This window comes from Amycolatopsis sp. NBC_01480 (assembly GCF_036227205.1).
Taxonomy (GTDB): domain Bacteria; phylum Actinomycetota; class Actinomycetes; order Mycobacteriales; family Pseudonocardiaceae; genus Amycolatopsis.
In genome coordinates this window covers 2,775,401-2,800,256 of the sequence record NZ_CP109442.1, presented here as the reverse complement: position 1 = coordinate 2,800,256, position 24,856 = coordinate 2,775,401, and the positions used below count along the sequence as shown (strand labels likewise).

Here is a 24,856-nt window from a genome sequence, read left to right as displayed (position 1 = left end):
GATGGTGAACCGTGTGCCGGTAACTCCTTATGTATGTGTGTGCGCGGGTATACGGACGAAGGTTCACCATCGTTCACCCTTCACCATCAACAGTCCACAACGGACACTCGAAGACTGGAGCGAATGAACGCCATGGGGAACGACATCACCGGCGTTGGCCGGCACCTGCGGAGACTGCGCGAACAGGCGGCCATGAACCAGACCGAGGTAGCACGCCGGTCCGGTCTCCGGCGCGAAGTCGTGTCCACGTTGGAAGGTGGACGCCATGACCCGCGGATCTCCACCATCCGCCGCTACTGCGACGCCATCGGCGCCCGCGTCTACATCGGACGACCCGACCTCGTCACCGACGAAGGCGCCGATCTAACCGCTAAAGCCAGTTAGAATCGTGGGTATGGCTGACCACCAGCGACCGGGTGACACCACTCGCAAGGGCTACGGCACGCACCACCAGCGCCTCCGCGCTCAGCTCGCACCTGCGGTCGCCCGCGGCACGGTGTCGTGCGCACGCTGCGGCCACCTCATCCCGCCCGGTGCGCCCTGGGACCTCGGCCACCGCGACGGCACCGGCAAGCGCGAGTACGCCGGCCCCGAACACCGCCGATGCAACCGCGCTGCCGGCACTGCCGCCCGCGAGGCAGCCAAGACGACCGACCCTCAACCCCGACCGATGACCAGGTGGTGACCATGCACACGCAAGCCTCTGACCAGCGCAAACGCGAGTACACAGTGGACACTGTCGCTGACCTGCGGTTTTTCCCGGAGGGGGCCCGCCGGCTGATCCACGTCCCTGTCAAAGTCTCTCTCCCCGGCTCCCCACAGGCCGCGCGGTGAGCGCGTCGGGTGCGCTGGGCGACCCGGGGGACGTGCTGGGCGCGGTCCGGGTCGCGCTGGCCGAGCTGGACCTGGACGGGGAGGACCAGGCCGCTATCGCGCTTGCTTTGCGGCTTGGGTCGGCGATCGACGCCGAGGACTCCGGGCGGACGCTGGCCGAGCTGGCGGGCAAGCTGCTCGCAGTGCTGAACGACCTCGGCGCGACGCCGGCCGCGCGCAAGGCCGTGCTCCCCAAGGGCGGCCCACCCGAGCGAAGCCCCCAGCAGAAGGCGAAAGACGACCTCAGGGCCCGGCGCGCGGCACGGGCAGGCGCCTCGTGACCGCCGCCGAGTCGGCCGAAGTCGTCTACGGCTCGACCATGCCGCGCCTGTGGACCCGCCCGCTCGTGCAGGGCCCGCCTGGGCCGTGCGGGTGTGGATGCGCGCTGACGCCGGACACGTCGTACGGGTTCGAGGTGGAGGAGTTCGCCCGGGACACGCTGCTTCGGCCGCTGGACCCGTGGCAGCGGTGGGCGGCGATCCACGGCGGCGAGCTGCTGGCGAACGGGTGGCCGCGGTTCCGCACGATCTTGCTGCTGATCAGCCGGCAGAACGGCAAGACTGAGCTGCTGGTGATCCTCACGCTGTACTGGCTGTTCATCGAGGTGCGCAAGCTCGTGCTCGGCACCAGCACGAACCTGGTGTACGCGGTCGAGTCGTGGGAAAAGGCCGTCGAGCTGGCCGAGGCCTGCGACGCGCTCGCCGAGGACATCCCGCCCAACGGCGTCCGCCGCACCAACGGCGAGAACGTGCTCCGCACCACCGACAAGGCCCGCTACCGGATCGCGGCGTCGAACCGCAAGGGCGGGCGGTCGTTGACGATCCACCGCCTGGTCCTCGACGAGCTTCGCGAGCACCACGACTTCACCGCCTGGAACGCGGCCGTGCCCGCAACGAATGCCGTGCCGGACGCCCAAATCTGGGCAATCTCCAACCAGGGCGACGATCGATCCGTCGTGCTCGACAGCCTCCGCACGGCCGCGCTCGCCTTCATCGAGAGCGGCGAGGGTGACGAGCGGCTCGGACTGCTGGAGTGGAGCGCGCCCGACGGGTCGCGGCCAACCGACGTACCCGCGCTGCAACAGGCCAACCCAAACCTCGGCTACCGGCTGACCTTGTCGAGCCTGCTCGGTGACGCCCGGCGCGCCGAGGCCGCCGGCGGGGAGGAGCTGGCGGGATTCAAGACCGAGAGCATGTGCATGCGGGTCCCGATGCTCGATCCCGCCATCGACGCGGAAAACTGGGCCGAGTGCCTGGATCCCGGCGATATGAGAGCAGCGCGCGGCCGGGTCGCCTTGTGCTTCGACGTGTCCATTGACGGTCGTCACGCCACGCTCGCCGCGGCGGCCGTGCTGCCGGACGGCAGGGTGCGCGTCGAGGTGGTGGCCGCGTGGGACGACATGCGGGGGATGCACCGCGAGATGCGCGGGTGGGTCCGCCGCGTCGTCCCACGGCGGTTCGGCTGGTTCCCCTCGGGCCCGGCCGCCGCGTACGCCGCCGACCTGGACGACAACGAGCAAGCCGACTGGCCGCCCCAGCGCGTCGAGGTCGCGGGCATCCGCGCCGAGGTGCCCGCGGTGTGCATGGGGTTCGCCGAACTGGTGGACGCCGGCCAGATCGCGCAGTCCGGTGACCCGCTGCTCGACGCGCAGGTCCCCGCTACGGAGAAGCTTCGCCAGGGCGACGCCTGGCGCTTCACCCGCCGCGGCGCCGGCCACTGCGACGCGACCTACGCCGCCGCCGGTGCCGTGCACCTCGCGCGCACCCTGCCGCCTCCGCCGGCGCGCCCGCTGGTGGTGGCCGCCCGCCCCCGTGGTGAGTAACCCACACCAAGCCTCTAGATGCTGACGGTATCCAGATACCGACGGTAGCTTGACGGCATGGGGCTGTGGCGGGACATCGTGTCGTGGGGCAACGGCCCTGCGCCCGCCCCTGAGCGTGTGGCGGCGCAGGCCGACTTGGCGCAGACGCCGAGGTGGGCTCGGCCGCTGAGTTTCCAGCTGGACATCCCGCCGGAGATGGCCGCCGGCGGCGCGCCGCCGGCCGGGCTGCTGTCCACCCGGGTGCCGCGGCGCCTGGCGATGTCGGTCCCGGCGGTGAAGCGGGCCCGGGACCTGATTTGCGGCACGCTCGGCGCGCTGCCCTTGCAGACCCATGACGCGTCCCGCGCGGTGGTCGCCGACACCTACATCCTGTTGCAGCAGCCGGAACCGGACGTGGCCCGCTCGGTCACGATGACCCGCACCATCGAAGACCTGTTGTTCGAGGGTGTGTCGTGGTGGCGGGTCACGAAGTTCGGGTGGCACGGCTACCCGGTCCAGGTCCGCCGGCTGGAGCCGCGATCGGTGACGGTGCGCGAGGACTACAGGGTGTACGTCTCCTCGGCCACCGGCATGCCGCAGGGTTCGGCGTGGGAACCGATCCCGGACGCCGAGCTGATCCGGATCGACTCGCCGAACGACCCGCTGTTGGTGGCCGGCGCCCGCGCGATCCGGATCGCGCTGTTGCTCGACGCCGCCGCGTCGCGCTCGGCGTCGGACCCGTTGCCGCTCGGCTATTTCTCCCCGGCCGACGGCATGACCGACCCCACCAAGGACGAGGTCCAGGACATCCTCGACGAGTGGGCGCAGGCCAACCGCGAGCGCGCGTGGGGCTACGTCGGCGCGGCGCTCAAGGCGAACGTGTTGCAGTGGTCGCCCGAGCAGTTGCAACTCTCCTCGGCCCGCGACTACGCGGTGCTGGAGATCGCCCGCCTGACCGGGCTGGACCCCGAAGACCTCGGGGTGTCGACCACCAGCCGCACCTACGCCAACGCCGAGCAGCGGCGCCTTGACCTGATCGACTTCACGTTGCGCGCGTTCGCCGCCGCGGTCGAGGACCGGATGTCGATGGCCGATGTCCTGCCGCGCGGCTACACCGCCCGCTACGAGTACGCCCACTTCCTCAAGTCCGACACCTTGACCCGGATGCAGGCCTACAAAGCCGGCCGTGAGGTGGGTGTCTACACCGACGAGCGCATTGCCGTGCTGGAGAACATCCCCACGGCGACCGTCCCGAAGCCCCCGGCGCCGGCGCTTTCCCCCGCCCCACCGGCGCCGGGCCCCACCGTGCAGGAGCCGCCCGTGTCCGCCACTGCCACGTTCCCCACCGTCCGGTTCACCGACGACAACCCCGGCACGCTGACGCTCGGGTTCGCTGCCGACCCGGCCGCCGCCGAGTTCACCGTGGACAGTGCGAAGCGGACCGTCTCCGGCGTCGCCGTGCCCTGGGGCACGGTCGCCCGCTCCGGTGGTCGGGCATGGAAGTTCGCCAAGGATTCCCTGCACTGGGGCGGGGATTCCAGCCGGATCAAGCTCAACCGCGACCACGACCGTTACCAGTCGTTCGGCTACGCTGCCACGCTCGCCAGCACGGACGCCGGCCTGGCCGCCGCGTTCCGGATCGGCCGCGGCACCGACGGTGACGCGATGCTCGCGCTCGCCGAAGACCGGGTCTACGACGGGTTTTCCATCGAAGTGGACTTCGAGCCCGGCGACGGGTGGGAGCCCGACCCCGCCGACGACACCGTGTGCCTGGTCTACAGCGCCACCCTGCGCGCGGTCGCGCTGACCGCGATGCCCGCTTTCGACGGCGCGCGGGTCGCGTCCGTCGCCGCCACCCGAGAGACGAAGGAACCCACCATGACCGCACCGACGGCCGAGCCGCAGACCCCCGCCCCGCCGGCCGCGGGCGCGGCCCCCGATTTCGCCACCTTCACCGCCGGCCTGTCCGAGGCGATCGGGACCGCGGTCGCCGAGGCCTTCGCGAAGCTGCCGGCCCCGCAAGGCCGTCAGGTCATCCCGGCCGGCCAGGCGGCCACCGTCGTCAGTGAGCCGCTGGTGTACCAGATGGACGGTCACGGCCCGTCGATGATCAAGGACGCGTGGAAGTCCCGCACCGAGGGCGACGTGGACGCTCGCGGCCGGCTGGAGAAATTCTCCTTGCAGCTGGCCGACTCGCAGCGCCGCGCCGCGGGCGGGGCCGCGTCGGCGGCGTTCGCCGCGAACACCGGCAACACCGCGGCGATCATCCCGCCCGGCTACCGCCCGGACCTCTACGTCACACAGCTGTTGCAGGGCCGGCCGTTGTGGGGCTCGGTGTCCCGCGGCAGCCTCACCGACGCGACCCCGTTCACCATCCCGGCGTACACCTCCAGCACGGGCATGGCCAGCACCCATACCGAGGGCACCAACCCCGCGTCCGGGGCGCTGACCATCGGCACCAAGACGGTGACCCCGAACGCCGTGTCGGGCCTGTTCACCATCACGCGCGAGATCGCCGACAGCTCGAACCCCGCCATCGACGCCATCGCCACGCAGGCGATGAGCGAGGCCTACAGCCAGAACACCGAGGCGAAGCTGTACGCCGAACTCAACGGCGCCAACGGCGCCGGCGGCGCCATCACCGCGGGCCAGGTTCCCTCGGGCGCGTGGGTGTACACCACCACCGGCGGATCGGTCGCAGCCGGCACCTACGGCGGGGAAAAGCTGCTCGCCGGCGAACGCCAGGTGCTCGCGCAGTACCCGTTCCACCGCTTCGCCGCTCCGTCGATCGCGCACCTGTCGCAGGAGGCCACCACCGCCTACGCCTCGGCAGTCGACGGGAACGGCCGGCCGCTGCTGCCCAGCATCGGCGCGCAGAACTCCGCCGGCGTCGGCAACGCGGTCACACAGGGCTGGTACGTCGACGGCCTGCCGAACCTGCCGACCTGGTCCATGAGCGGCAACGCCGCGGGCGACGCCGACGTGCTGATCTTCAACCGCACCGACGTGTGGGCGTGGGAATCGCCGCTGCTGACGTTCCGGTTCGAGGAGCGCGGCGGCCCGGCGAACATCGACCTCGCGCTGTTCGGCTACGTCGCGGTGCGGCTGCTGCGCCCCGCGGGCCTGCACGCCATCCGCCACACGGTGGCCGCCTGATGGCCGGCGCCACGCGGCCGGCCGCGAAGAAAGCCGAGGACACCCGTGCCGAGCAGACCGCGGCGGCCGAGGCTGCCGCGGTCGAGGGCAGCGACACCACCACCGACTACACCCGCCGCGCCGGCGGCTGGGTCCTCACCGATCGCGGATGGGTCCTGGAAGACCAGGCCGCCGACGAGCACCAGGACGACGAGCACGCCGAGGGAGGCGAGCAGAGGTGACGGTGGTCTGGCCGCCGCGGCTCGCGGACCTGAAGGCGGACATGGCCGTGCCGGACGCGCGGGATGATGTCCTTCTCCAGGCGAACCTCGATGCCGCGGTGTCCTTCGTCGAGCGCGTCCGGTCCGATGTGGACTACGGACAGTTCCCGGTTCCGGGGGCGAAAGTTCCTACGGCTGACTTGGTGCTCGGGACGATCAGGCTGGCCGTGCGCTGGTTCACCCGCCGCCGCTCACCGGAGGCACTGGTGGACATGGCCGAGCTGGGGTCGGCACGCGTCCCCTCGTTCGATGCCGACATCGACCGGTTGCTTCGCATCGGCCGGCACACCCGGGCGATCGTCGGATGAGTACCAGCATGCAGGCCGCCGCCGCGGCACTGGACACCGCTCTGTCCACAGTGGATGGTCTGCGGGTCTACCAGGACCCTGGGGCGACGGTGCAGGGCACCGGCGCCGTGATCACGCCACCGACGGTCACGTGGGGCAGCTACGGCGGTTCCGCGCCGACGGAGGCGAGTTTCGTTGTGCACCTGGTGGTGCCGTTCGACCAGTACGCCACGGCCCGGCTCTACGAACTGGTCGAGCCGGTGGTGGCAGCCATCGAGGGCGACGCCTTGTTCGCGGTGGCCGCGGCATCCCCGGGCCTGTTGCAGCAGGGCGGGACTCAGCTTCCCACATACGCCATCACGGTCGACGTGGGTCTGTAGGAGGAGGAAACCATGGCGCTCACCGTGCGGCGTCTCAAGGTCATCACCTTGACCATCGGCGGAATCTCCGTCGAATGCCAGCTCGCCAGCTGGACCCTGGACCCCGGCGTCCAGACCGGCGACTACATCTACACCTACTGCCCGGACGGCGCGGCGATCGGCGAGACCGATGATCAGCCGACCCTGGCCGCCACCACCTACGCCAAGTGGACCGCCGGCGGGTTCGAAGACTTCCTGTGGCTCAATCGCGGCACCGTCGCCCAGTTCCAGCTGGACCACCACCCGAACATCACCGGCGAGCACGTGCGCTGGACCGGATCTCTGATGGTGCAGCCGGCCCCGGTGGGCGGCGACCGCGGCGACAACGAGCAGACCGAGATCACGTTCCAGCTCGTCGGCCCGCCGGCCTACTCCCGGCCGTAAGCCACACCGAAACCCCGCGGCAGTCAGGAAAGGGACCCATCATGGCTCGCCAGTCCGTCGCCACCCAGCCCATCACCCGGGCAGGCACCGCGCCCACCGCGGCCTCGCCCAACGCCGACGGCGACATCGTCGACACCGGCGGCACGGTGTTCCTGCTCGTGTCCAACACCGGCGCCGCGCCCGCCACGGTCACGGTGAAGACACAGGCCACCTACGACGGTCTGGCCGTCTCGGACCTCACCGTGGCACTGCCGGCAGGGGCGACCAAGGCAATCGGGCCACTGTCGAGCGCCACGTTCGGTTTCGGCCCGAGCGATGCCAACGCCAAGCGCGCGTTCGTCGACTACACCGGCACCCCCGCCGACATCAAACGATCCGTTCTGTCCTTTTAGGAGAGACATGCTGACACTCAAGATCACAGGAGACGACGGCTTCGACGAGACCATCGTCGCCCAGCCGCGGGACATCCTGTTGTTCGAGCGCACCACCAAGGTGTCGTTCTACGCGCTGGAATCCAGCCTCTCCATGGCGCACGTCTACAAGATCGCGTTCTTCGCGTTCAAACGCACTTATCCCGAGCTGGCGCCTGCGAAGGTGACCGAGCTGGAGGAGGGCTACGACGTGCTGCTGGTGCCGGGCGACGACGAGGACGACGAGGACCCTACCCGCGGGGAAGCCTGACCCGTCTGGTGATCGCGCTCGCGGTCGCCACAGGCATCGCCCCTTCCGAGATCGCAGCACTCGACTTGCGCGGCATCAACACCGTCGCCGCCGTGCTGCGAGAGCAAGCCTCGGGGCCAGGACAAGGCCCGGACCCACGCGGTCCCGTCCCACTGTCCGGCTGACGCGAGGAGGTGCACCACGATGGCGAAACGGGCGCTCGTCGTGACGGTGCGCATCGAGGGCGTACGGGAGATCCTGCGCGCGCTCACACAGCTGCCGAAGGACGCGCAGACCGAGATCCGCGACCGCTCAGCGAAGATCGCCGCGAAGCTCGCCCCGAAGGCCTCGGCCGACGTTGCCGCGCACGGCGGCCGGCAGGGCCCGAACCTCGCCACGACCGTCAAGGTGGTGCGCGACCGGGTGCCGGCGATCCAGGTGGGCGGATCGCGTCGCCTCGGCCGGCACCGTGCCCCGGCGTACGGGATCTTGTTCGGCTCCATCTTCGGCATGTCGCGGCGGTCCGGCTGGTACGCGAGTCCCCGCTACGGCATGTCGCCCGGCCGCCAGTATCGGCCGCACCGCGGCACGAACGCCTACGCGTTCTTCCCGGTCGCCGACCGCGAGGCGACCACGATCAGTCGCGAGTGGAACGCCGCCGCCGACGAGATCGTGCGCAAGTTCGGCCAGGGCGGCGCCTGATGGCCAACTCCGAACGCACCGCGAAGATCAAGTTCGACGGTGACGCCAAGGGGGTCCGCGCCGCGGCGGCCGAGGCGAAACGACAGCTGCGCGCCGTGCAGCGCGCCGCCGAGGACCACCAGAAGGCCATCGTCAAGGCACAGGCCGAGGTGGACGCCGCCGGGCAGGCGTTCCAGGACGAGCGCAGCAAACGGTTCGCGAAGCTGCGCGGCGACCTCGCCTCGGCCGCGAAAGCGGTGGGGTCGTTCGCCACCACGGCGATCACCGGCGCCGCCGCACTCGGCGGCGCGATCCAGCTGGCGGCGAACTTCGGTGCCGCCGCAGTGACCGCGGTGAAGGCGGTCGCCGGCGTCGCGCCGCTCGCGGTGGCCGGCCTGTTCGCGATGGTCGGCGTGATGACCACGCTCAAGCTCGGCGCGGACGGCATGAAGGCCGCGTTCAAGGGCGTGTTCGACCCGCTCAAGAAATCGGTGTCCGACGCGTTCGAACACTCGCTCGCGCCTGCCGCGGACAACCTGCGGGCCACCCTGCCGAAGCTGACTTCGGGATTCCAACAGATCGCGTCCGCGCTGAGCGGCGTGGTCGTCAAGGCGACGAGCTTCCTGCGCACCACCAAGGGCACCAAGGAAGTCAACGACATCCTCTCGGGCACCGCGAAGGTGGTGCAGAACGTCGGGAAGTTCCTGGACCCGGTGATCCAGGCGTTCGTCCGCATTGGACAGGTCGCCATGCCGGTGCTGGTTCAGCTGACCGGGAACCTCGGCAAGGTCGGCGACCGCTTCAATGCATTCATCCAGGCCGCGGCCTCCGACGGCCGGCTGAAGGGCTGGATTGAGGACGGCATCGCCGGGTTCAAGCAGTTTTTCGGCACCATCAAGGATCTCGCGACGATCGTGGGCAGCGCGTTCAAGGCGCTGACCGACGGCGCCGGCGGTGTGCAGCCGATCCTCGGCCCGGCGATCAAGACGGTGAAGGACTTCGTCCAGTCGCCCGAGGGACAGGAGACGTTCCGCACCCTCGGCCACGTACTCGCCGAGGTCGGCGACGCCGTGTCCCGGATCCTCGGCCCGGCGCTGGACGCGGTGAAGCCGCTGATCACGCCGTTCGCCGACGCGCTGGCCTACGTCGCGCAGGCCGCCGCGGACGGCCTCGGCCCGGCGCTCACCGGCCTCGGCCAGGCCCTGGGCCCGCTGTTCGACGCGCTCAACCCGGTGATCAAGATTCTCGCGGACACGCTGAAACCGTTGCTGCCGTTGCTGGTCAAGCTCGCGGCGCCGTTCGTGGCGGCGATCATCCTGGCCACGCCGGCGTTCCTCGCCCTGATGATTCCCGTGCAGGGCTTGACGTACGGGCTGCTGGCGATGGCGCAGGCGCTCAGCGGTGACGTGACCGGCGCATTCCAGACGCTCAAGGACGGCGGCGCCGCGGAACTCGGCACGCTCAAGACGATCACGCAAACCGACTGGGGCCAGATGGCCACCGACACGTTCAACGCAATGTCGGGTATGCAGTCCGACGCCCAGACCTACGGCGCCGGCACCTCGACCGCGTGGACCAGCGGCCTGACCGTGATGGGCACCAACACCGCCACCACGATGTCCGGGATGCAGTCCACGGTGGGCGACGCGTTCTCGGCGATGAACGTCGCGGGCACCACGCAGATCGGCAGCCTTGCCGGTGCCGCCAGGTTCGCGCTGGACCAGGCGGCCGGGGGCGGTGAGGGTGCTGCCCTGCGGCTGCAAACCGCGTGGGGCGCTGGCCTGAACGTCATGGGGGACCAGACGATCAGCGAGGGCGCCAGCATCGCGGGCAACGCTACGAAGTACTTCGGCAACGGCGCGAACGCGGTCGCCTCCGCCGGCACCAACGCCAGTTCGAGCTGGGGCAGCGCCATGGGCCAGATCGCCGGCGCCACCGACTCGGGCAGCTCGCAGGTGACCGGGACCCTCGGCGGGCTCCCGAGCCGGATTCAGAGCATCTTCGGTAGCTCGGACTCCCTGCTGCGAGGGATCGGCAACTCGATCATCAGCGGCCTGAAAGCGGGCATGTCCGGGGCCATGGGCTCGCTGCTCGGGTTCGTCGGCACCATCGCCGGGCAGATCGCCGCGCACAAAGGCCCGCTGTCCTACGACAAGGTCGTGCTCACCCCGGCCGGGCAAGCCTTGATGTCCGGGTTGCACGCGGGGCTGCGGACCGGGCTCACACCGGTACTCGCCTACGCCGGCACGGTCGCCGGCCAGATCCACGACGCGATGCTGTCCTCCGGACTGGGCAGCGGAATGGCGGTCACCCTCGCCCCCGCCGTACGCACCGTCGCGGGCGCGACGGCCGCCACCGGACTGCCCCGCCCGGCCGGCAGCACCGTGAACAGCAGCGGTCCGCAGATCATCAACGCGACGTTCGACCTCGGCGCCGGAATCCAGCAGCGCGTACAGATCGAGATCGACGAGCACGGCCGACAGACCGCGCGCAACGTGGTCGCGGGGATCGGGGGCACCCGGTGACCGTGACCGCGACGTACATGGGCGACCTGTCCCGGGTCCGTGTGGCCTTCACCGGCGCCCCGGTGATCGCCGACTTCGCGACCATCGAGCGGTCCACCGACGGTCTGAACTGGACCACGATCCGCGGCGGCGACGTGGTCCCGCTCACGCCGGGTTTCCTCGACGACTACGAGTTCGCCGCCGGCGTGCCCAACACCTACCGGGTGTCCTTCGTGGACTCCGGCCCGATCGTGTCCGCGGTGGCCCCGGGCGCGGCGGCCACGGGCGATAACACCTCGCTCACCCCGGCGTTGCCGTCCGGCTGGGCCGAGGGGGATGGGCTGCTGCTCGCGGCGTCGATCCGTGCGACCGCGGCGACGATCGCCACGCCGGCCGGCTGGACCCGGGTCCTGGACCGCGGGAACGTCGTGCTGTTCGGCAAGCGCGCCACCGCGGCCGAGACCGCGCCGATGGTGGCGTTCGCCGGCGGGGCGGCCGGCGCGGACACCATCGCGCAGATCAACGCGTGGAAGAACCTCGACATCTCCCCGGTCACCACGAACACCGTCGCCAACGCCGCGGCCCAGAACATCGGCCTCCCGTCCCTGACGGTGCCAGGCACGAACATGCTCAACCTGTGGCTGGCGTGGAAGCAGGCTGGCTGGACCAGCGTGACCGATCCCGCGGGGTTCGCCGTCATCGGCTCCACCAGCTCGGCGGCCGGTACCGGGGCCGGACTGTGGTGGACCTACACCGTGCAAGGCACCACACAGATCGACTTCACGCCGCGCACGCTCACCGTCGCGGGCGGCTCGGCCGCGGTGTCCACCGGCATGTCGCTCGCGTTCTCCGCCGCGCCCTACGTGACCCGCCAGAGCGCCACCATCACGCCGGTGCTCGACCAGGCGTGGCTGAAGAACCCGCGCCGCCCGAGCCTGAACACGCCGGTCACGATCACCGAGGTCGGCGACATCACCCGCCAGGCCCGCTCCGGCACGTTCGACGTGATCGGCCGCACCATGCCGGTGGTGGTGTCGGACGTGATGTCCTCGCGGTCGCTGCCGATCACGATCATGGCAGGCGACCTCGACGCCGCCGACGAGCTGGAAACCCGCCTCGCCGCCGGTGATCCCGTGTTCCTCCAGGCACCCGAAGCCGCCTCCGCGGTGCCCACGTTGTACGCCACCGTCCGCCAGCTCACCGCCTCGAAGTCGAGCCACCGCGGCCGGCGGCGCTTCTACGCGCTCGACCTGACCGAGGTCGCCGCGCCCGCGTCCACCGTGTACGGCGCCACCATCACCTACGCCGACCTGCCCGGCCTCTACGCCACCTACGACGCGATGGCCGCCGCGGTCTCGTCCTACTTCAACCTGATGGACCTGGTGGCCACCACCTCGGTGATCGTCCCATGAGGCCGGTCACCGACGCGTTCCTGGCGACGTTGCGCGGCGCGCACAAGATGGTCGCCCGCGCCACCCTCGTCACACCTGGGCAGGTCGGCGTCACCCCCATCGGCATCCCGATTCCCGGCGTCTCGGATCTCGGCCGGCTCCCGATCCTCGGCGGCGACGTGACCGTGGACGCCACCGCCGATGTCCAGGCGACGCTGGACCTCACCACGATCTACCCGTGGCCGACCCATCCGGCCGACCCGGGAACCCCGTACGGGCAAGAGATCTACGTCGAACGCGGCGTGGAATACGGGCTCGGGACCACCGAGTGGGTGGGACTCGGGTACTTCCGCATCGACTCGGCCGAGCAGTCCGGGCGCCCGGACGGGTCGATCCGGATCGCGGGCTCGGACCGGATGGCGAAGGTCCGGGACGCGCGCGCCTGGCAGCCCGCCCAATTCGGCGCCGGCACCTCGGTGGGCGCGCTGATCGACCAGGTGGTGCAGGACGCCCTGCCGACCGGCCAGACGCTCGTGTCGGTCTACGACTGGCCCGCCTACACCGACACGATCGGCACCGTCCAGATCCTCGACGAGGACCGGTTGGCGTTCCTGCAAGACGTGGTCGCCTCCCGCGGCAAGGTCGCCTACTGGGACTATGCCGGGCGCCTGCAAGTGAAGAACGCCCCCACCACCTCGGGCGCTCCCGTGTGGACGGTCAACCGCGGCGCCGGCGGCGTGCTGGTGTCGGTGAACCGCAAGATCGACCGCGACGGCGTCTACAACGCCGTCGTGGCCCGCGGCGACGCCACCGGGGAGCTACCGCCGGTGCAGGGCATCGCCTACGACAACAACCCGAGTTCGCCGACCTATTGGGACGGCCCGTTCGGGCTGGTGCCCCGCTTCTACGCGTCGAGCTTCATCACCACCACCGCGCAGGCCGGCTCCGCGGCGGCATCGATCCTCGCGCAGTCCAGCGGTCTGCCGTACACGGTGTCGTTCGAGACGGTGCCGAACCCGGCGCTGGAGACCGGCGACGTGGTGTCGCTGCTCTACTCCGACGCCGAGGGCGCCGAGAACCACATCCTGGACCGCATCACCTACGCCCTGACGCCGGACGGCGCGATGGCCGCGGACACCCGAAAGCAGGTGCTGTGATGGACGCCCAGACGATCGCGCGCCTGATGGCCGCCGGGCTCGCCCAGCCTACCGGCTCGGACGACACCGGGCTCTACACGGGCGTGATCCTGACGTGGGATGAGTCCTCGGGCGTGAACACCGTGAATATCAACGGGGTTCCGATGTCGAACCTTCGCGTGATCCAGTCCGGCATTGGCCTGGTGTACCAGCCGAACGACACGGTCATAGTGCAGCGCAAGGGAACGCAGTACTTCATCATGGGCAAGGTGGCTGCCCCCGGCGCCGGTGCGTCCGGGCAAATTCAGTCGCAGGATCTCACCGCGAACGAGGACACAACGTCCACGTCGTTCGTCGACCTTCCCACGTTCGGCCCGTCGGTGACGGTCTACGTCGGGTCCTCGCGTCGTGTGCTGGTTCTCGTGTCGGCCACGTTCACTTCGCTCGCCTGGAACGCGTCCGCGTACACGGGCGGCCGCTCCGGAGTCCAGGTTTCCGGGGCTAGCAGCATCGCCCCAAGCCGCACGATTTCGGGGCTGGCGTTGAACACCGGAATCCAGGCGACCGGCAGCCGGGCGATGATGTTCACCGCCACCGACGGCCTGAACGTCGGGTCCAACACCTTCACGATGAAGTACCGCGCCGAGACCGCCGACGGTGTCCGGATCGGCGCCCGCAACCTCACCGTAATCCCGTTCTAGGAAAGGACAACGCCATGCCGCAGACCTCCACGTGGGCGCTGCCCTACCCTGCGGGCACTCAGGTGCCGAACGTGCCGGCCGATTTGCAGGCACTTGCGACGGCCACCGACGCCGCGCTGTCCGCGGCGACGGCGTTCGTCGGCGGGGAGGTGCGCGCGAACGCATTGCAAAACCTTTCCCCGGGCGGCAACGCGCTCAGCTTCCCGACGGTGGTCGTTTCCCCGGCTGGTGTCGCGTGGGACGGCTCGACCACGTGGACGGTGCAGCAGAGCGCGCCGTACTCGTTGTTCGCGAACGCGCGGATCGACAATGTGACCGGGTCGCCGGCCATCCACTTCGCCGGAACCACCTACTCGGACGGGACTTTCATCCTTCCCGGACTGTCGACCAGCAGCGGGTACGGCGACGTGTCCACCAGCGGGACTGTGTACCTCACGGCCGGCACTCAGGTCCGCGCGTGGATCTACACCGGCACCGCGGCCAAAACGGCGTTCGCCATACGCCCCCCGATGTTCAAGATCTGGAGGAAATGATGGGCTGGACCTCTGTCACCCCGAAGTGGCGTTTCTTGGAATGGACCGGGAACAACCTCGACGACTGGCAAGCCCGCTGGGGCTCGGCGTGGGTCGAGGATGGCAAGTTGTGGTTCGGGCCGACCGTCGGCCCGGTCGAGATCGGCGGGGGCATGGTCGACGGCCCCGCACAAGCGTTCTTCCTCGACCGCACCACGTTCGAGGCCGCTTACACGCGTGACGCCGCACCCCCGGCGGAGACCGGTTCGTGAAAGTCCACTGTGTACGGAAGGGGTGACGGTGGGTGCTCTCGATGTGGGGCAGCTACTTCAGTCGGCTGGGCCGTCGGCGGCGCTGCTTGTCGTCGTCACGGTTCTGGTCAGGTTGTGGCTGCGCGCCGAGGGCCGTGCGAACCGGGCGGAGAAACGCGCCGATGCCTTATCCGATCAGCTCGACGCCGAACGGCGCTGGCGGTGGCGCGCCGAGGACTCCGCGGCCCGCGCACGACGGAAAGCAGGTGAAGGAGATGCGTCGTAGCCGAACCTCCGTGATCGCGATCGTGCTGGCGCTGCTCGCGGTCGGCGCCTCGACGTGGGCCACGGTCGAGCCCTACACCGTGCGCCAGGACGCGGCCGCGGTGCAGACTCAAGCGAAGAGCCTGGCCGAGCAGGTGGCCGACGCCTGCGCGAAGGGCGGGCCGGTCGCGGCCGAACTCGGCGCGGCGTGCGCGAAAGCCGCCGAGGTCGCCGACCAGCCGCCTGTCACCGCCGGGCCCACACCCGACCTGGCCGAGCTGCGCGCCGCCGCCCGCGCCGCCGTCGGGCAGTACTGCGCCGCACACCAGGAGTGCCGCGGTCCGAACGGCGCCGGGCCGGACCTCGACTCACTCACCGCGGCCGTGCTCGCCCGAATCCCCGCCCCCAAGGACGGCACCGCCGGCACCGACGGCAGGGACGGGCGTGACGCGCCACCGCCGGACTATGCCGCGTTGGTCGCGCTCTACTGCGCCGCACACGACGAGTGCCGCGGACCGGCCGGACCGCCCGGCGCCGCCGGGGCACCGGGCGCGGACGGCAAGCCGGGGCCGGCCTGTCCCGACGGGTACGAACTGCGGGACGCCGTGATCACCAGCCCCGCCGGCGCCACCTACCGCGGCAAAGCGTGCATCGACCCCCACACCGGCACCCCGCCGCCGGGCAGCTCGCCGCCCGACACTCCGACCACCGACCCGCCCACCACCGGAGGCTGACCCATGGCACTCGGGATCGACATCTACCGCTCGTTCCAGACCATCCACGACTGGCCGGCCGTGAAACGCCACGGCGTCGGCTACGTCTACGTCAAGCTGTCCGACGGCGCCAGCACGCCCCTCGGCGGCCGGGGCGACGCCGAGGTCGCCGGCGCCAAGTCGGTCGGCATCCCGGTCGGCGGCTACCACTTCGTGCAGACCAACCCCGCGCCTGAGCGCCAGGCCGATGTCCTGCTCGGCGAGGTGATCCGGCTCGACGCCACCGGGTGCGTGCCCATGCTCGACCTGGAGGACAACCCACCCGGCAGCCGGCTGCCGAACATCCCTGACGCCGAGAAACAGAGGTTCGCCGAGGCCTTCCTGAACCGGCTCGATGCCAAGGGTTTCCGGCCCGGCGTCTACCTGAACAACGCGCTCGCTAAGCGCCTGCGCCCCGACCGCTGGAGCGTGCCCGGCCTGGTCATCTGGATCGCCCGCTACGGCGCACGCCCCGACGCCGCGGCCGGCCGCTACGACCTGCACCAGTACAGCTCCACCGGCGCCGTGCCCGGCATCAGCGCGCGTGGCGTCGACCTCGACGAGTCCTACACCACCGCGCACCTCGGCGCCCGGAAAACCGGCGCCGAAACACCCGAACCGCAGGAGGACGACATGCCAGACAGGGAGTTGCTGCCCACCGACGGCGGCGGCAAGCGCACGCGCGCGGTCACGCTGACCGTGCCCAAGACCGCGGCCGAGGTGATCGTGTCACTCGGGTGGGTCTCGATGTGGGTCACCAAGCTGGCCGTCTTCGGCCCGTCGCCGGCGGCCGGCACGAACACCCTCTACGTCGAGGACTACGCCACGGCCCCCAAGCGGCTCGACGGCGGCCGACCATGGCGAATCCCGCTCGACGCCGCCCGCCGGGAGGGTGAGCCGCTGACGGTTGAGCTGACCTACGCGCTTGCCCCGGCCTCGGCCGACAAGCCGGACGCCCGCGCCACCATCGGATTCCGGTGAACTAGCTCGTCCTCGACTGTCCCTCGGTTTCTTGCCGCGCAAGGGGCCGGGGGATCTCATTATTCAGTGGAAGAGTTTTCGGAGAATGAGAGGAAGTCGTCGCGTCGAATGCTTGACGACTTCAGCTGTTGCCGTAAACGTCGCTTGAGCTTGAAGTGTCGCTTCAACGTCGACTGTTGTTCCAGTTTCGTAAAGCCTACCGTCTGCACGTCTTTCCCAGCTAATGCCATTGGCGTCTTGAAATCTTGTCGATACATCCAATTCAAACATAAATTTCTGGCGAGTTTCGTGCACATTCAAATCTTCGATCTCGTCCCCGAATTCGTCAAATTTTGAGGTTTGCGGCCCGAGTCTTTCGGTGATCGCACCTTCTATTAGATCCGCAGCTGCCTCGGTAGCGTCCCCAAGGACTGTAGGACCTGCTGTGGGAGCCAGGGATCGGGAAGGTATAATTACGGAAGGCAGTCCCGGGACCTGCAGTTGGACCAACGCCCGATACATGGGCTGGGTTCCGGTGTTGTTGTACAGAATCTCCAACTTGTAAGGCTTTCGCTGACTAGCCCATACGCCAAATTCTGCAGCTAATGCTCGCCTCTGACCCTGTTCGAGCCGGTCAAGCTGTGCGGTCTGCAATTTGTTGGTTCTATTAGCGGCCCTAACGGCAAATACTGCTGCCACAAGGGCGGCAAGCGCGATTGCTCCGCTGCCGACTGCTCCCCAGCCGGACAGCCAGTCGGCCGCTGTGGGTGCATCGGCCGCTAGCTCGACGACGGCTCTCATGGTTCTTCAGTCGCGGGTCGGACGAGGATCGTTTCAACGAGAGCGCGGGCCTGGCGTCGTTGCCTGGGGAGGCCGCCAGGCCCGCGACGATCATCGTAGAGCGATGCCTGTCACCTTGCGCGCTCCGAACACCTGTTCTAGCGTGCCTTCGGCGGGGCCGGCAGGGGAAGTGTCGGCCCCGCCGAAGCCAGCTACAGGAGGTGCACCGTGTCGAACCTGCCGCCCGGCGTTGATCGCTACGGTGCTGTTCGCTGTGTCCACCTCGTCACCGGCGAGGTCCGCGGCTGGACCACCTACGACCGGGCGGAAGCCTGGCTCATCAAGCACGACACCCTCACTGACTGGGACATCCTCAGTGATAGCCACAATCCCGCATGGAAGCTCAACGCTGCGGTGTTGCCTGGCCCAGACGGACGCGTCGGCGACACGCCGATCTATGAGACCGCCGGGCAGGCACAGCTGCGCCAGACGCGCCGGCGGCCCGGCACGACGAAGCCCCCGAAGCCTGCATCGCGCGGGTGACGGGTTTCGTTGTCCCTGATGTTGATGGGCGCGGCTACTTCTTGACAGCTCGTGACGGCCGAGGTCTGTGAGTGCGTACCAGCCTCGTTTACGGCCCGCGATACACGGACCCCGAACACGACGCCACGTAGCGATTCGCGCCCGCCGAGACGGGCCCGGCGACCCGAGGGGGAGGGTGGGCGCCGGGCCCGCAACCCCACCGTAGCCGGATCGAGCGTGCCGACATGCAGTTTGAGCAGGTCGGGCCGCGGAGTTGACTCGTTTCGGTCACCTCGCTGTGAGTGATCGGTTACCGTGGCAGGCGTGAGCAGGCCCCGGACAGGTCGGCTCGCGGACGTTTGACGTGTCTTACGGAGGGTAAGGACATGACTCAACCTGCGCCGAATGCTGCCTCGTCGAGCTGGCTGACCGGTCTGAATCTCACCATCATGGACGGCAGCGGAGGCGGAGGCGCTGCCTCCGGAGGTGGGGCGCCCGCACCATCGGGACCCGGGTTCACCATGAACCGCGATGAGGCGCACAGCCTGCTCACGAAGGCGAAACGGGTCCGGGACAACACACAGGCGATGCGCCCGGCTGCGGAGCAGCTGACTCGGCTTACGCCGCCGGCTGCCGACCCTGGTAGTACGGGGTTCAACCAGCAGGCCGTCGGCTCGTTTACAGCAGGGCAGCAAGCGCTCGACACCACGTATCAGTACATGTCGGACCTGGTCGGCCGCCTGGAGAAGGCGCTCGGCATCGTGGGCGAGTCGGACGATCAGGCGGCAGCTGGTGTGAAGACCGTGGGTAACAGCGACCAGGGCAAGGGGCTCGCCGGATGAAGACACGATCCCTGCTCGCGGTCGCTGGTTCATTGGCGGCAGCCACATTCGTCGCTGCATGTTCCGGAAGTCCTGCTCCGAATCCGTCGCCTAGCACCGGAGCCGCGCCGTCGTCATCACAGCCAGCGAAGGCGCTTCCTTACGCCGGCGCACCCAAGGTCGAGAACCCGCTCCCTGCGTCGGTGCTGGCGGGTGATCCCTGCGACGGTGCTCTCACGCCGGCGCAGCTGACCGAGATCCTGAACCAACAGCCGCCAGGAAAGCACAACGACGACCCCTCGCTAGGCCCAGCGTGCCAATGGCCCAACAGCGAGACGGGCGCTCTGGTGACGGTTGCCTACACGACGAAGGTGACCGACGGATTGAGCACGCTCTACGCGAACACCAAGCCGAAAGCCACGGTGTGGCGCCCGCTTCCGCTCATTCAAGGATTCCCCGCAGTTGCTCATTCGACCTTTAGCCAGCAAGGGTCGAAATCGTTCTGTCAGGTCAGTGTTGGCATTAGTGACCAGACCACGGTCGACGTATCAGTTGGCTTAGGTGAGACGGCGGTCGGTAAGAAGGACCCGTGTGATGTCACCACGACGGTGGCGGGCATGGTTGTCACGAACCTGCGGCAGAAGGCGGGTTCGTGAGCGATGGGATTTTTTGATTTCGTCGGCGAGGGCGCGAAATGGGTCGGTGATCGCCTCGGCGACGCGGACAACTGGGTGAATCAGCGGTTGAACGATGCCGGGGGTTGGTTTTCGGACCTCTATCACGGCAATCTGGGTGAGCAGGCTGTGCCGGCGCCGGTGATCGTGCAGCAGGTGCAGCAGGGGCCGGGTACGACCTCGTGGGACACGGGCAGCGCCACGGTGCAGAAGATCGCCCAGCAGCACAACCAGAACAGCGACGACGTACAGCAGATCAGTACCGCACTGGAATCCGTGTGGACTGGTGGCGGCGCGGATGCCGCACAGTCCCGTATTCGGCCGTTGTCCGAGGCCTCTACTACGGCCGCACAGGCGTATTCGGTGAACGGTCAGAAACTGGTCGACACCACGCACGGGTATAACGAAATGAAGACCGCGATGCAGCCGATGCCGGCGACTCCGCCGCACCGGAATTTGTACGACGAGTCGGTGCCGTGGACGACCGACACCGAGCAGAAGATCAAGGATTACAACGCGGTCGCGCAACAGAACGTCGACCGCTACAACGTGTATGCGCAGCAAGCGCAATCCAACGGGCAGGGCTTGAACAGTAATTACGGCCAGGTGTCCGGTCTCGGTAATGGAGACATCACCATCGGCTCGGGGCAGCCCGGCACCGGCACACAGCAGAGCACGGTGTCCCACAACACGAGCCGGGGCAGTCAGAGCGGGGACTCCGGTCGGCAGACCGCGACAGGTGACCCGTCATCGACGTTCTCGCCGACGCAGCCGGGTGGCACGGCTCCCGTCGGTTCGGGCGGTGGTGCGACGGCACCGCCGAGCCACCAGCCCGGGAGCGGGCCGGGGGATGGCACGACAACTTCCGGGTGGACACCTCCGTCGGTCAATCCGGTCGGCGGCCCGGGCAGTGGTCCGGGCTGGGTGCCGCCGTCGTCTCAGCCGGTCGGAGGTGGGACTGGTGGCGGCAGCGGCTGGTCACCCGGCATGGTTGGCGGGTTCGGCCCGAATGGTGGCCTCGCTGGCGGTGAACCGGGCGGCGCGAGCGGTGGCTCCGGCGCGGGCACAGGTGGCCGCGGGAGTGGCGCGGGCCGGCTGGGTGCTGGTCCCGGTGCGGGTGCTGGGGAGGAAGCGGTGGGCCGTGGCCAGACCGGCGCGGCGGCGCGCGGTGCGGCCGGTGCTCGTGGCTCGTCCGGGATGGGCGGCATGGGTGCCGCGGGCAAGGGCGGCAAAGGCGAAGAGGACAAGGAGCACCAGCGCAAGTACGGGCTGGATGACGATTCCGCCTTCGATGTCACCGACGACGAGGACGGCCGGCTGCGCGATCCGCGCACCGGAATGCCGCCGGCTCCGCCGACTATCGGTGGCTGAGGCACGCGGATGACGATCATCGACAGGCCGCTGCGGATGCCGCGGCCGGTGTTCCTCGCGCTCTGGCACGCTGAGGCTCTGGGCGAGGTGCCGGTGGTGGTCGAGCAGACCCCGATGTACCTGTCCGCCGACGGCGCCGCCGAGCGGGCGAAGCGGACCCGGGACCTGCTGACAGAGCTGGGGGCGCCTGCGGCGGCGGCGCTGCGGGCCACGCTGGAGCTGCTCGCCAGTGCTCGGCGTGAGGTGTATGCCTGGACCGACTTCGGCACCCATCAGGACGACAATGGCGCGATCCTCGTCGCCGCATCCGGACGCGACGCGGTCCGGCTGATCACCGACGGCGAGGCAGTGCAGCTGGACCCGGTATCGCCGCAGGAGCTGGCCGACTGCCTGGTCCTCGCGATGCCCGCATGCCCGGCTGCCCAGGTTCGGCCGCTGCACGTGCCGAAGGACTACTACGACGGTGAGAGCGTCGACCCGCTGGCCGAAGAGGGCGGCGCGGCCGATGAACTGCGTTTCCTGATGCGCGCGCCGCGGGACGCGGTGCACGAGCTGCACGCCGCGATCCGCGACAATCACGGCGACCGCACGCACAGCACCCCGCTCTCGGCGATCGACCTCACTGGGCGCGGCCGGATCCTCAGCTTCCTGAACATCAACCCGGACGGCTCCGAGCGGATCAGCGTCTACCCCGGTACCCGCGCGTACCTGATCGACGCGCTCAACCTCACTCTCGACGCGCTGAACTGAACTAGATGCCGGTGAACCGGTTCCGGCAGGCGCAGGAGCCTGCGCCTGCCGGAACGGCCCGGCCGTCCCGTTCGGACAGTCGCGAAGGGCGACAACGGAACGACCAAGACTCACCACGGGCCGGCGGCCACGCCTACTCGCCTTCCGTATGCTGCTCGTCGTCGCCGGTCTCGGTGTTGCCGTCGTAGACCACGGTGCCGTCCTCGCGAACCACCTTGCCCATGCCCGTCACCTCCCCGTTGTCGAGCGGGGTGAGCTGGAACACGATCCGGCAGCTGAAGAAGCGGGCGTAGAGCATGACGTTGATCAATGCCGCGTCCGTGGCGCGGGGGCTGTTCTCCAGCTGCCAGAAGTCGAACGGGCGGAGGCCGAGCGCGGCGGCGAGGTCTTCGGTGCTGCGGCCGGTGACGTAGCGGAGTTGGTGCAGCTGTTGCTGGAGACGCCAGACCGCGCCCATCGCGTGTGTGTCGAGGGGATCTTCTCCGTGGGGCATGCGCTCCCTCCAAGGGCGGGGCGGTTCGCCGGGCCGGTCCTCGACCAGCCGTAGCCGGATGGTGTGCCCCAGCTCGCGGGCGTAGGCGTCAAGGGTGGGGAGCGTGGTGGTCGTGGATGCCCGGTCCCGCCACCGAGTGATGTGTCCGGGGTGGACGCCGAGCATGCGCCCTATCTCCCGAACACCCCAGCCACGTGCGTAGTGGATCTCGCGAAGTTGCATAACGACAGCGTCGAGCTGGCCGAGAACGGGGCTGGCGGCCGTCGCCACGGGGCCCATCATGGCCGCCGCCTGATCGGCCGAGCCTTGAAGCCCGGGTGGCTCGTCGGCACGGGCATGCCGTGCTCGCGCATGTAGACGGCCTCGCACTCGAAGCACGTCGTCGGGGCGCCGTGGTCCCGGCGGCGCTCTAGCGGCTCGAACGCCGCCGCGCCGGTCGCGCCGCACAGCATCGTGATCCCCTGGCCGGGCTCCGGGATCGCGGTCAGCCTGGCGCGATGCCACGTCCCGTCGATCACGGGGTGGATCGCCAGCGGATCGATGTAGATCAGCGCCGTCATACCGACCGCCCCCGGCATGTGCGGGCGTCGCGTAAGCCGATGGTGAGCGCGTCGCCGAGCTGGGTGCGCAGGCGGGCGACCTGTTCGGCGGTGAGAACGACCAGGTCCGCGGCGGCCAGCAGCTCGAACCGGCCATCGGCGCATACGGCGACCGTGACCGCGGAGGCCCCGCCGTCGCGTGTTCGGCACTCCGTCACGAATTCTGTACGTGGACCGTTACCCATGGTCATGGACCGTACAAACTCACAGGTCAAGAAAGTTTACTGCTATCAAACCCGGTCTGTACGCTGGTCAGCATGGACTCGATCGGCCGCACTATCCGACGCCTCCGCCGGTGGCGTGACCTGACCCTCGACGAGTTGGCCGGCCTTTCCGGCTTTACCAAGGGCTACCTCTCGCAGATCGAGAACGAGAAGGTCGCCATCGACAAGCGCTCGACTCTGATCAAGATCGCGGGCGCGCTTCGGGTGAGCCTGTCCGACATCACCGGCGACGGGTTGGAAATCCGAGATCCGCAGGCGGACACCGCCATCCCGGCCATCCGGGACGCGCTGCTCTCGACCGATCTCGACGGCACCGAGGCGCAGTCCGGCGACCTCGCCGAGCTGCTGTCCGAGACGCAGCTGGTGGCCGCGCTCCGGCAGGCCAACCAAGATGCCGAAGTGGGCGAGCGGCTGCCCGAGCTGCTGCTCGCGCTCCACACCCACGTCGAGAAGCCGGAGGCGCTGCGCTCGCTCGTCACTGCCACCCACACGACGGCGCTACTGACCAAGGGGCTCGGCGCGTTCGAGCTGGCATGGATCGCGGCGGACCGCGGGCACGACGCCGCGATCAAGCTCGGCGAGCCCGGGTGGATCGCGCTCGCGGAGTTCGCGCGGACGCAAGCGCTGTCCGGGCTCGGCGCCCACAAACGCGCCGGGAAACTGGCGGAACGGGCGCTCGAAATTGTCCCGGCCGACGCCATCGACGTACGCGGTGCGCTGACCTTGACGACCGGCTACACGGAATCCGTGCTCGGCGGCGACTCCAGTGCAGCGCTTGAGGAAGCTGCCGGTCTAGCTCGGTACGTCGAATTCGGGAACAAGAACTTCCTGCTGTTCGGCCCGGCCAACGTCTTGCTCTGGCAGATCTCGGTGGAGCTGGAGAACGGTGATCACGGCCGAGCTGCGCAGCTGGCCGCCACGATGAACCCCGCTGACCTGACGATCGACTCGCGCCGCACGACGTTCCTGATCGAGCACGCCCGCGCGCTCTACGGGATCCGCCGTCCGGACGAAGAAGTCGTGGCCCTGCTGCTCCAAGCCGAGAAGCTCGGCCACATCCGGACCCGAACCAACTCGTTCGTGCGCGACATCGTCACTACTCTGCTGGACCGTGTCCGCCGCGAGAGCGTCGCCCGCGACGTTCGAGGGTTGGCCGACCGGATGGGCCTGCTCAAGACCGCGTGACCGCACGAGAAGGCCCTGGCCGCCCGTGAGGGCTGCCGGGGCCTGTTTCTCGTCGCTGTTACCGGGGCGGCCCTGCGAAGTGGGGTGTCCATTGCATGCCATCCCACCACTGCATCGAGCCGGGCTGCTGCGGTGCTGGGTACCAGCCCGGCGGAGGAGGAGCCGGCGCCACGTACTGCTGTTGCCGCTGCTCGTACAACTGCTGCTGAAGCGCCGCCGACTGCATTTGCGTCTGCGTGCGCAACTCCTTCAGCTGCGCCTTGGCGACGCGCTGCTTCTTCGAGGAGCCGCGGACGACACCGCCGGTGCCGATCATGAGTGACTTGCGGATGATGCCCATCGAGGAGCGCGCCCTTCTGTCCAGGTGGTCAACATCTTCCGTCGCCGTGGGCGACTGCCGCGTTACAGCACCTGCGAGCCGGTCGCCCTAGATCGCGTGGTCCCA

Annotated in this window: 31 protein-coding genes; 26 read left to right on the top strand and 5 right to left on the bottom strand. The window is 69.4% G+C overall.

Annotated features, from left to right (window positions below; all coding sequences use genetic code 11):
• Positions 1-123: 123 nt before the first annotated feature.
• From OG371_RS13350 to OG371_RS13255, 20 genes are all read left to right on the top strand, one after another.
• Positions 124-384 carry a helix-turn-helix domain-containing protein gene (locus OG371_RS13350; protein WP_329069022.1) on the top strand — a complete coding sequence of 87 codons (261 nt, stop codon included), beginning with the start codon at positions 124-126 and terminating at the stop codon, positions 382-384.
• A gap of 10 nt (positions 385-394) precedes the next feature.
• Positions 395-685 carry a hypothetical protein gene (locus OG371_RS13345; RefSeq protein WP_329069020.1) on the top strand — a complete coding sequence of 97 codons (291 nt, stop codon included), beginning with the start codon at positions 395-397 and terminating at the stop codon, positions 683-685.
• Positions 686-830: 145 nt separating this feature from the next.
• Positions 831-1,154 carry a terminase small subunit gene (locus OG371_RS13340; RefSeq protein ID WP_329069018.1) on the top strand — a complete coding sequence of 108 codons (324 nt, stop codon included), beginning with the start codon at positions 831-833 and terminating at the stop codon, positions 1,152-1,154.
• Positions 1,151-2,695, top strand: a complete 1,545-nt coding sequence (locus tag OG371_RS13335) for a terminase (protein ID WP_329069016.1) — start codon at positions 1,151-1,153, stop codon at positions 2,693-2,695. The genes OG371_RS13340 and OG371_RS13335 overlap by 4 nt, the downstream gene beginning before the upstream one ends.
• 57 nt (positions 2,696-2,752) lie before the next feature.
• Positions 2,753-5,830: a phage portal protein gene (locus OG371_RS13330; protein ID WP_329069014.1), complete on the top strand. Its 3,078-nt coding sequence runs from the start codon at positions 2,753-2,755 to the stop codon at positions 5,828-5,830.
• Entirely contained in the window at positions 5,830-6,051 is a 222-nt protein-coding gene (locus OG371_RS13325) for a hypothetical protein (RefSeq protein ID WP_329069012.1), read from the top strand. Before OG371_RS13330 ends, OG371_RS13325 begins: the two co-directional genes overlap by 1 nt.
• Positions 6,048-6,398, top strand: a complete 351-nt coding sequence (locus OG371_RS13320; RefSeq protein WP_329069010.1) for a hypothetical protein — start codon at positions 6,048-6,050, stop codon at positions 6,396-6,398. Before OG371_RS13325 ends, OG371_RS13320 begins: the two co-directional genes overlap by 4 nt.
• Complete coding sequence (locus OG371_RS13315; protein ID WP_329069009.1) at positions 6,395-6,757, top strand: hypothetical protein; 363 nt, start codon at positions 6,395-6,397, stop codon at positions 6,755-6,757. The genes OG371_RS13320 and OG371_RS13315 overlap by 4 nt, the downstream gene beginning before the upstream one ends.
• 12 nt (positions 6,758-6,769) lie before the next feature.
• Positions 6,770-7,180, top strand: coding sequence for a hypothetical protein (locus OG371_RS13310; RefSeq protein WP_329069007.1), 411 nt, complete (start codon positions 6,770-6,772; stop codon positions 7,178-7,180).
• A 41-nt stretch (positions 7,181-7,221) separates the two neighbouring features.
• A complete protein-coding gene (locus OG371_RS13305; protein ID WP_329069005.1) occupies positions 7,222-7,572 on the top strand; it encodes a hypothetical protein in 351 nt (116 codons plus the stop codon).
• A gap of 7 nt (positions 7,573-7,579) precedes the next feature.
• Complete coding sequence (locus tag OG371_RS13300; RefSeq protein ID WP_329069003.1) at positions 7,580-7,861, top strand: hypothetical protein; 282 nt, start codon at positions 7,580-7,582, stop codon at positions 7,859-7,861.
• A 183-nt stretch (positions 7,862-8,044) separates the two neighbouring features.
• A complete protein-coding gene (locus OG371_RS13295) occupies positions 8,045-8,542 on the top strand; it encodes a hypothetical protein (protein WP_329069001.1) in 498 nt (165 codons plus the stop codon).
• On the top strand, positions 8,542-11,046 hold the full coding sequence (locus OG371_RS13290) for a hypothetical protein (protein WP_329068999.1): 2,505 nt from the start codon (positions 8,542-8,544) through the stop codon (positions 11,044-11,046). The genes OG371_RS13295 and OG371_RS13290 overlap by 1 nt, the downstream gene beginning before the upstream one ends.
• Positions 11,043-12,437: a hypothetical protein gene (locus OG371_RS13285; protein WP_329068997.1), complete on the top strand. Its 1,395-nt coding sequence runs from the start codon at positions 11,043-11,045 to the stop codon at positions 12,435-12,437. Before OG371_RS13290 ends, OG371_RS13285 begins: the two co-directional genes overlap by 4 nt.
• The gene (locus OG371_RS13280) at positions 12,434-13,573 is read left to right on the top strand and encodes a DUF5047 domain-containing protein (protein WP_329068995.1); all 1,140 of its coding nucleotides are present in this window, start codon (positions 12,434-12,436) and stop codon (positions 13,571-13,573) included. Before OG371_RS13285 ends, OG371_RS13280 begins: the two co-directional genes overlap by 4 nt.
• Positions 13,574-13,599: 26 nt before the next feature.
• Positions 13,600-14,253, top strand: a complete 654-nt coding sequence (locus tag OG371_RS13275; RefSeq protein WP_329068994.1) for a hypothetical protein — start codon at positions 13,600-13,602, stop codon at positions 14,251-14,253.
• 14 nt (positions 14,254-14,267) lie between these two features.
• Positions 14,268-14,786, top strand: a complete 519-nt coding sequence (locus tag OG371_RS13270; RefSeq protein ID WP_329068992.1) for a hypothetical protein — start codon at positions 14,268-14,270, stop codon at positions 14,784-14,786.
• 35 nt (positions 14,787-14,821) lie between these two features.
• Positions 14,822-15,037 carry a hypothetical protein gene (locus tag OG371_RS13265; RefSeq protein WP_329068991.1) on the top strand — a complete coding sequence of 72 codons (216 nt, stop codon included), beginning with the start codon at positions 14,822-14,824 and terminating at the stop codon, positions 15,035-15,037.
• A gap of 254 nt (positions 15,038-15,291) precedes the next feature.
• On the top strand, positions 15,292-16,014 hold the full coding sequence (locus OG371_RS13260; RefSeq protein ID WP_329068990.1) for a hypothetical protein: 723 nt from the start codon (positions 15,292-15,294) through the stop codon (positions 16,012-16,014).
• A gap of 3 nt (positions 16,015-16,017) precedes the next feature.
• Positions 16,018-17,013 carry a glycoside hydrolase family 25 protein gene (locus OG371_RS13255; RefSeq protein WP_329068989.1) on the top strand — a complete coding sequence of 332 codons (996 nt, stop codon included), beginning with the start codon at positions 16,018-16,020 and terminating at the stop codon, positions 17,011-17,013.
• Positions 17,014-17,076: 63 nt separating this feature from the next.
• On the opposite strand, the gene OG371_RS13250 is transcribed toward OG371_RS13255, so the two are convergent.
• Entirely contained in the window at positions 17,077-17,793 is a 717-nt protein-coding gene (locus tag OG371_RS13250; RefSeq protein WP_329068987.1) for a hypothetical protein, read from the bottom strand.
• A gap of 207 nt (positions 17,794-18,000) precedes the next feature.
• On the opposite strand from OG371_RS13250, the gene OG371_RS13245 reads away from it, so the two are divergent.
• The 5 genes from OG371_RS13245 (at position 18,001) to OG371_RS13225 (ending at position 21,910) form a co-directional block, all read left to right on the top strand.
• Complete coding sequence (locus OG371_RS13245) at positions 18,001-18,315, top strand: hypothetical protein (RefSeq protein ID WP_329068985.1); 315 nt, start codon at positions 18,001-18,003, stop codon at positions 18,313-18,315.
• A 365-nt stretch (positions 18,316-18,680) separates the two neighbouring features.
• Complete coding sequence (locus tag OG371_RS13240; RefSeq protein ID WP_329068983.1) at positions 18,681-19,136, top strand: hypothetical protein; 456 nt, start codon at positions 18,681-18,683, stop codon at positions 19,134-19,136.
• The gene (locus OG371_RS13235; RefSeq protein WP_329068981.1) at positions 19,133-19,771 is read left to right on the top strand and encodes a DUF3558 domain-containing protein; all 639 of its coding nucleotides are present in this window, start codon (positions 19,133-19,135) and stop codon (positions 19,769-19,771) included. Before OG371_RS13240 ends, OG371_RS13235 begins: the two co-directional genes overlap by 4 nt.
• A gap of 3 nt (positions 19,772-19,774) precedes the next feature.
• Positions 19,775-21,160 (top strand): hypothetical protein, encoded by a 1,386-nt coding sequence (locus OG371_RS13230; protein WP_329068979.1) that lies wholly within the window; start codon positions 19,775-19,777, stop codon positions 21,158-21,160.
• A 9-nt stretch (positions 21,161-21,169) separates the two neighbouring features.
• On the top strand, positions 21,170-21,910 hold the full coding sequence (locus tag OG371_RS13225) for an ESX secretion-associated protein EspG (protein WP_329068977.1): 741 nt from the start codon (positions 21,170-21,172) through the stop codon (positions 21,908-21,910).
• Between the two features lie 133 nt (positions 21,911-22,043).
• Here OG371_RS13225 and OG371_RS13220 read toward each other — a convergent pair whose 3' ends face one another.
• The 3 genes from OG371_RS13220 to OG371_RS13210 form a co-directional block, all read right to left on the bottom strand.
• Entirely contained in the window at positions 22,044-22,403 is a 360-nt protein-coding gene (locus OG371_RS13220) for a hypothetical protein (RefSeq protein ID WP_329068975.1), read from the bottom strand.
• Between the two features lie 278 nt (positions 22,404-22,681).
• Positions 22,682-22,963 carry a hypothetical protein gene (locus OG371_RS13215; RefSeq protein ID WP_329068973.1) on the bottom strand — a complete coding sequence of 94 codons (282 nt, stop codon included), beginning with the start codon at positions 22,961-22,963 and terminating at the stop codon, positions 22,682-22,684.
• Positions 22,960-23,187 (bottom strand): hypothetical protein, encoded by a 228-nt coding sequence (locus OG371_RS13210; protein WP_329068972.1) that lies wholly within the window; start codon positions 23,185-23,187, stop codon positions 22,960-22,962. The genes OG371_RS13215 and OG371_RS13210 overlap by 4 nt, the downstream gene beginning before the upstream one ends.
• 72 nt (positions 23,188-23,259) lie before the next feature.
• On the opposite strand from OG371_RS13210, the gene OG371_RS13205 reads away from it, so the two are divergent.
• Positions 23,260-24,411 carry a helix-turn-helix domain-containing protein gene (locus OG371_RS13205; protein WP_329068970.1) on the top strand — a complete coding sequence of 384 codons (1,152 nt, stop codon included), beginning with the start codon at positions 23,260-23,262 and terminating at the stop codon, positions 24,409-24,411.
• Between the two features lie 58 nt (positions 24,412-24,469).
• Here the strand turns inward: OG371_RS13205 and OG371_RS13200 are convergent, their stop codons facing one another.
• Complete coding sequence (locus tag OG371_RS13200; RefSeq protein ID WP_329068968.1) at positions 24,470-24,751, bottom strand: DUF2510 domain-containing protein; 282 nt, start codon at positions 24,749-24,751, stop codon at positions 24,470-24,472.
• Positions 24,752-24,856 lie beyond the last annotated feature (105 nt).